At 75.2% G+C, this 6,000-nt stretch carries 5 protein-coding genes; 2 read left to right on the top strand and 3 right to left on the bottom strand.

The genetic code is table 11. The features are described 5' to 3' along the window. Positions 1-330: 330 nt before the first annotated feature. Positions 331-1,266 (top strand): RNA polymerase sigma factor SigF, encoded by a 936-nt coding sequence (locus ACWCXC_RS27030; RefSeq protein WP_450679836.1) that lies wholly within the window; start codon positions 331-333, stop codon positions 1,264-1,266. 342 nt (positions 1,267-1,608) lie between these two features. Beyond that, positions 1,609-2,865 (top strand): sulfite oxidase, encoded by a 1,257-nt coding sequence (locus ACWCXC_RS27035; protein WP_450890777.1) that lies wholly within the window; start codon positions 1,609-1,611, stop codon positions 2,863-2,865. A gap of 7 nt (positions 2,866-2,872) precedes the next feature. On the opposite strand, the gene ACWCXC_RS27040 is transcribed toward ACWCXC_RS27035, so the two are convergent. From ACWCXC_RS27040 to ACWCXC_RS27050, 3 genes are all read right to left on the bottom strand, one after another. Further along, positions 2,873-3,772, bottom strand: a complete 900-nt coding sequence (locus ACWCXC_RS27040) for an NAD(P)-dependent oxidoreductase (protein WP_450679834.1) — start codon at positions 3,770-3,772, stop codon at positions 2,873-2,875. A gap of 46 nt (positions 3,773-3,818) precedes the next feature. Beyond that, positions 3,819-4,442 carry an adenosylcobinamide amidohydrolase gene (locus ACWCXC_RS27045; RefSeq protein WP_450890779.1) on the bottom strand — a complete coding sequence of 208 codons (624 nt, stop codon included), beginning with the start codon at positions 4,440-4,442 and terminating at the stop codon, positions 3,819-3,821. Between the two features lie 156 nt (positions 4,443-4,598). Beyond that, positions 4,599-5,900 (bottom strand): alpha/beta fold hydrolase, encoded by a 1,302-nt coding sequence (locus ACWCXC_RS27050; protein WP_450890778.1) that lies wholly within the window; start codon positions 5,898-5,900, stop codon positions 4,599-4,601. Positions 5,901-6,000: the final 100 nt, after the last annotated feature.

A 6,000-nucleotide genomic window follows, 5' to 3' on the forward strand; every position in this document is an offset into this window, starting at 1 on the left:
CGGCGCGTCCGCGCCGGTCGGCCGGGGGTCGATTTCGACTCAACCACCATCCGATATGCGTCGGCCGGCCCCCGGGCCCGGCCGCCTGTGGCACTCTGGAGAGGACCGCCCCACCGGGCTCCCCCGTACCGGTGGGGCGGTTCTTCGTACCGGTATGCCCGTCACCTCCCCGATATGACGGAACGTCATGCCATGTCCTTTCCCGGGGCTCTTCGGGTACCGGCCGAAATCCGGCCACGATATGGCCGATTTCCTGTTCTCGCGCATGAGCGCCCCCTGACCGGGCAGACGCCCAGACCTCATGGCCTACCACCAGGGGAGCGTGACGACATGACGGCGCACACTGCGCGGACTGCCGAGGCGGAGCGAGCGGAGAGTGCAGGAACGGCACCGGTCACCGGATACGAGGAGCCGGCGGGGACCACGTCGTCCCCCGGGGAACTCGGCGATCTTCCGTGGATCGAGGACGCGGGGAAGGTGGCCCCGACGGACGCGCGGGAGCTGTCCCGCCTCTTCTTCGACCGCCTCCGCACGCTGGAGGAGGGGACGCCCGCCCACCAGTACGCGCGCAACACCCTCATCGAGATGAACCTGTCGCTCGTCCGGTTCGCCGCCGGGCGGTTCCGGAACCGGGGCGGCGGCGACATGGAGGACATCGTCCAGGTCGGCACCATCGGGCTGATCAAGGCCATCGACCGCTTCGACCTGTCCCGCGAGGTCGAGTTCACCTCCTTCGCGGTGCCGTACATCACCGGCGAGATCAAGCGCTTCTTCCGCGACACCAGTTGGGCGGTCCACGTCCCGCGCCGGCTCCAGGAACTGCGCGTGGACCTCGCCAAGACGAAGGAGACCCTCGCCACCGAACTGGACCGGGACCCGACCGTGCCGGAGCTGGCCGAGCACCTGGGGCTGAGCGAGGACGAGGTCACCGAGGGGATCGTGGCCGCCAACGGCTATACGGCGGGCTCCCTGGACATGCCCGCGGCCCCGGCGGACGCGGGCCGCAAGAGCACGGCCGGACGCACCTTCGCCGATGTGCTGGGCAGCCCCGACCCCGCCCTCGAAACGGTGGAGAACCTGCACACCCTGGCCCCGCTGCTCGGCACCCTCGACGCGCGCGAACGGCGCATCATCGACCTGCGGTTCGGCCAGGAGCTGACGCAGTCGCAGATCGGCGCCGAGCTCGGCATCTCGCAGATGCACGTCTCCCGGCTGATCAGCAGGATCCTGCGCAAGCTCCGTGAGGGGATGTTCGCCGAGGAGTGAGGGCACGGGACCGTCCGGAAGCCGTCCGGAGCGGCGGGATCATTGCGGCCGGATGAAATCGCGGCGCCCGCGCCCGGGGCCGCGCCACGTGCCCCACCGTCCCGCGCGCACCCCGGCGGGCAGGACGTCCGCGCAGGTCGTGGCCGCCGGGGGCGGTCGGACACGGGACCGGGAATCCGGCCGGGACCGGGCCGGGCCACGGTTTCGGCCGCCTCGGGGACCGTTGACGCCGTCGCGGGCCGCTGACACGCTCACCGGCGTCGCCCGTGGCCGCGGCCTTCGCACCCCGCGCCGCGCCGGTCCGGACGCCCCCGTGCGCGTCCCCGTTCCCCGGAGCCGTCCATGAGTCCCTTCCCGCCGTCCGAGGCCGCCTACGACGCCCTCCGTCTGGGCCAATGGTCCCGGGGGGCGGCGCGCTCCGCGGGGATCGCGCGCCGCGATCTGCTGCGGCTGGTGGCCGCCGCGTCGGCCGCGGCCCCGCTCGCCCCGCTCCTGACCCCGGCGACGGCCCACGCGGCGGCCCCCGGGATCGTGAAGCCGCTGCCGCCCGAGGTGTTCACCGTGCGCGGCACCAACGCGGAGACCAACTTCGCGGCGCTGCGCGGCACCGGGCCGCTCACCCCGGCCGACCGCTTCTTCGTCCGCAACCACACCGTCACCCCGCGCCTCGACGCCGCCGACTGGCGTCTCACGGTCTGGGGCGACGGACTCGCGGGCCCGGCGGTGGAGTTCACGTACGACCAGCTGCGCGCCCTGCCCTCCGTGACCAGGACCGCGTTCGTCGAATGCGCGGGGAACGCCCGCAGTTACTACACCACCCAGCAGAACCAGCAGGTCAGCGGGACCGCGTGGACCCTGGGGGCGATCGGGAACGCGCGCTGGCGGGGGGTGCCGCTGGCCGATGTGCTGCGCCTCGCGGGCCTCACCCGGCGGGCGGTCGACGTCCTGCCGCGCGGACTGGACGACGAGGTCGTCAGCGACGGCATCGTGCTCGGGCGGGTGCGGCGCCCGCTTCCGGTGGCGAAGGCCCTGGACGACGTCCTGCTCGCGTACGAGATGAACGGCGAGCCGCTGCCGCCCGACCACGGCCATCCGGTGCGGCTGATCGTGCCGTCCTGGGTGGGCATCGCGAACATCAAGTGGCTGGGCGACATCGAGGTGAGCACCCGCCCCCTGCTCTCCCCCTGGAACACCGGCCTCTACCGGCTGTTCGGACCGGGCTATCCGGCGGAGGGCAGTGCCCCGCTGACCCGGCAGACGCTGAAGAGCGCGTTCGAGGTGGCGCCGGGCGCGGAGTTCCCGGCCGGACGGCGCCAGGTGCTGACCGGGCGCTCCTGGTCGGGCGGGGCCCCGGTGCGCTCGGTCGAGGTCAGCACGGACGGCGGCGCGCGGTGGCACCGGGCCCGGCTGCGCGACGTGCCGCGCGCCGGGAGCTGGGTCCGCTGGTCGGCGGAGTGGGTGCCGCGCGCCCCGGGCCCGGCCGTGCTGATGGCGCGGGCGACCGACCGGTCCGGGCGGACCCAGCCGGCGGTCAGCGCGCCCAACACGCAGGGCTATCTCTTCGACGCGGTGGTCCGCCACGAGGTGCGGGTCGTCTGACCGCCGGTCAGGGCGTGTCGGGGAGGCCGGCGTAGTAGGTGGCGATCATGTCCTCGTCGCCGTGGCCGGCCGCCTCGGCGCGGGCGAAGCGGGCCTCGCTCGCGGCCGTGAGGTCCAGCCGGACACCGGCGCGCTCGGCGGCCTCCAGGATGAGCCGGGTGTCCTTGAGCGCGGTGGTGACGGCGAAGCTCGGGGTGAGGTCGCCGGAGAGCAGGGCGGCGGACTTGCCCTGGAGGTAGCCCGTGTCCAGGGGGCCGCCGCGGACGACGTCGAGGAACGCCTCCGGGTCCACGCCGAGCCCATGGGCCAGGTTCAGGGTTTCCGCGACCCCGCCGACCAGGGCGATGACCCAGGTGTTCAGGACCAGCTTCAGCCGGGAGGCGGCGCCCGGCTCCTCGCCCGCCCAGATCGTGCGCTGCCCGATCGCGTCCAGCACCGGACCGGTCACGGCGCGGGCCGTCGACGGCCCGGAGACCAGCACCGTGAGCAGCCCCTGCTCGGCGGGCTCCCGGGTGCCGGCAACCGGTGCGTCGAGGTAGACGAGGCCCAGGTCGGCGGCGCGCTGGGCCAGTTCGACGGTGGCGTCCGGGCCGACGGTGGAGGTCTGGAGCAGGATCTGGCCCCGGTGGACTCCGTCGGAGGCGGCGGTGAGCGCCGCGGCCACGGCGGTGCCGTCGTTGAGCGCGGCGACGACGACTCCGGCGCCGCGCACGGCCTCGGCCGCGGTCTCCGCGACGGTGGCCCCGTCGGCGGCGAGCGGGGCCGCCTTGGCATGGGTGCGGTTCCAGACCCGGACGTCCAGTCCGGCGCGGAGCAGGCTCCGGGCCATGGCGGCGCCCATGATGCCGGTGCCGAGGACGGCGACGGTGGTGGCGGGGCGGTCGGGGGTGCCGGGTGCCGTGGTCATACGGGTGCTTCCTCTCGTCGGCCGCGCGACGGCGCGGGCCGGTTGCTCAGGACTGCCGCAGCGCGCCCGCCAGGACGGCGGCGTGCACGGCTCGGGCGAGTGGGGCGCCCCAGCGGGAGCGGGGTCCCGCGAAGGGCTCCCCGCCACCGTCGACAGGGGCGGGGGCGGCGACGCAGACGGAGTCGGTCGGGGTGCCCGAGCAGTCGAGTCCGGCGTCCAGAAGTGCCTGCACCTTGGCCTCGGTCGCGGTGGCGACGGCGTTGACGAGCGCGGCGTCGGACAGGGCCACGGGCACGGTGACGACGATGTTGACCGTACCCGGCGGATGCGGGCCCGGCCTGCCGTCGGCCGGGGCCGCCGCCCAGCCTCTCACACCGAGACCGCAGGTGGCGGTCGCGGTGACCTCCCCGTCGGTGCGCAGGGTGTACGCGGTGACGTCGGCGGCCGTCATCAGTCCCGCGCCCGGTCCGGCGAGCCCTTCGGCGGCGGCGATCTCGGCGAGGTGGCGGTCGGGGTCCATGCGCGGATAGCCGCCGGGCACCTGGGCGTTGAGGATCCAGGAGCGGGGGCCGATGCCGCCGCCTAGGACCGCGCTGCTGCACACCCGCCAGCCGGGCCCCAGCCGCCAGACGAGATGGTGCAGTTCGGCCCCGTCCTCGTGCCGGGCCAGCAGCTCGCCGCGCTGCTCGGGCAGCCGGACGCGTACGGAACCGATGGGATGCTCCCGGGGGTGTGCGACGGGACGGCCGTGGGCCGGGGTGACCCGTCGATCATAGGGGCCGGGGCCGCGCTCCCCCGGAGCGCCCCGCCCGGCCCCCGGGCCGGGTCAGGCCGCGCCGTCGGCCATCGCGAGCAGCCGGTCCAGGACGGCGGCGTCGGCACGGACCCCGTCGTGGGCGTACGCGTCGGTGACCCAGGTCCGCAGGCCACGTACCCGGTCGGCGGTGACGAGGGCGTGCTCCCGGTCGACATACATGTCGTCGTGGTAGACGGCGGCGAAGACGGGGACCTCGTTGGCGGCGAGGCGGTCCAGGTCGTAGAGGGCCGGCCAGTCGGTACGGGCGGCGAGCGCCTCGGCGGCGCCGCGCAGCGGGACGAGCGCCGGGTCCTCGTCGAACTGCCAGGGGTAGACCATCTCGCCGGTGAAGCGCAGGGGGCCGCCGGCGGCGGCGTCGAAGGCCGGGAACTCCGCGCGGATCCGGTGGGCGGACCAGTCGGTGGGGCGGCCGCCCTGGGCGTAGATCGGCTCGTGGAGCACGGCGTACAGGGGGCGTTCGGCGAAGGAGACCGCGGCGTCGACACCGCGCAGGAAGGTGTCGGTGAGGGCGGGTCCGCGGGTGCCGTCGGTGAAGGCCGTCTCCAGGAGGTAGTGCAGGGAGTCGAACTTGGCGGCGGTGCCGAAGGTGATGCCGAGGGTCTGGAAGCGGCGGGCGGTGAGGCGTTCGCCGGTGGGCATCCGGACGTCGTGGGCGTCGAGGTGGGCGGCGACGGCCTCGGCGAGGGCCTGGTCGCCGGGGTAGCGGGCGAAGAAGCGCTCGTTGTGGGCGAGGGTGCGGGCGTAGGCGGCGCGGTAGACGTCGTCGGCGTGGCCGGTCAGCGTGGGCAGGCCGCCGGTGACGAAGGCCCGGGTCAGTCCCTCGGGGGCGAGGGAGAGGTAGGTCAGGGTGGTGAAGCCGCCGAAGCTCTGGCCGAGGACGCTCCAGGGGCGGTCGCCCTGGAGGTGGCGGCGCAGCAGCTCCGCGTCGCGGACGAGGGAGTCGGCGCGGAAGTGCGCCAGGTACGCGGCGGCGGCTCCGGCGTCGTCGCCGAAGCGGGCGAGGGTGGTCCGGTCGGCGGGGGTGGAGCGGCCGGTGCCGCGCTGGTCCATGAGGACGACGCGGTGGCCGGCGAGCGCGCGGCGCAGCCAGGCACCGGCCCCGTTGGGGCGTTCGGCGCGTCCGCCGGGGCCGCCCTGGAGCCACAGGAGCCGGGGCAGGTCCTCGTGTTCGCGTCCCTCGGCGACGACCTCGCGGGCGAACAGGCTGATGGCGGGTCCGGCCGGGTCGGCGTGGTCGAGGGGGACGTCGAGGGTGTGGTCGGTGCAGACCAGACCGCCGTGGCGGTAGGAGACGGAGGCGGGGACGGTCATCGTGCTGTGCTCCTTGCGCGTGGCGGTACGGGGTCGCGGGGCCGGAGGGGCGGCGCCCGTGCGGGGTGCGGATGCGGGCGGGGGGGGGCGCGGTGGTGGG

Source organism: Streptomyces sp. NPDC001515 (assembly GCF_053597115.1).

Bases quoted from the DNA above. Each gene is read 5' to 3' on its own strand.
- ACWCXC_RS27030 (WP_450679836.1), top strand. From the start codon at position 331: ATGACGGCGCACACTGCGCGGACTGCCGAGGCGGAGCGAGCGGAGAGT.
- ACWCXC_RS27035 (WP_450890777.1), top strand. From the start codon at position 1,609: ATGAGTCCCTTCCCGCCGTCCGAGGCCGCCTACGACGCCCTCCGTCTG.
- ACWCXC_RS27040 (WP_450679834.1), bottom strand. From the start codon at position 3,772: ATGACCACGGCACCCGGCACCCCCGACCGCCCCGCCACCACCGTCGCC.
- ACWCXC_RS27050 (WP_450890778.1), bottom strand. From the start codon at position 5,900: ATGACCGTCCCCGCCTCCGTCTCCTACCGCCACGGCGGTCTGGTCTGC.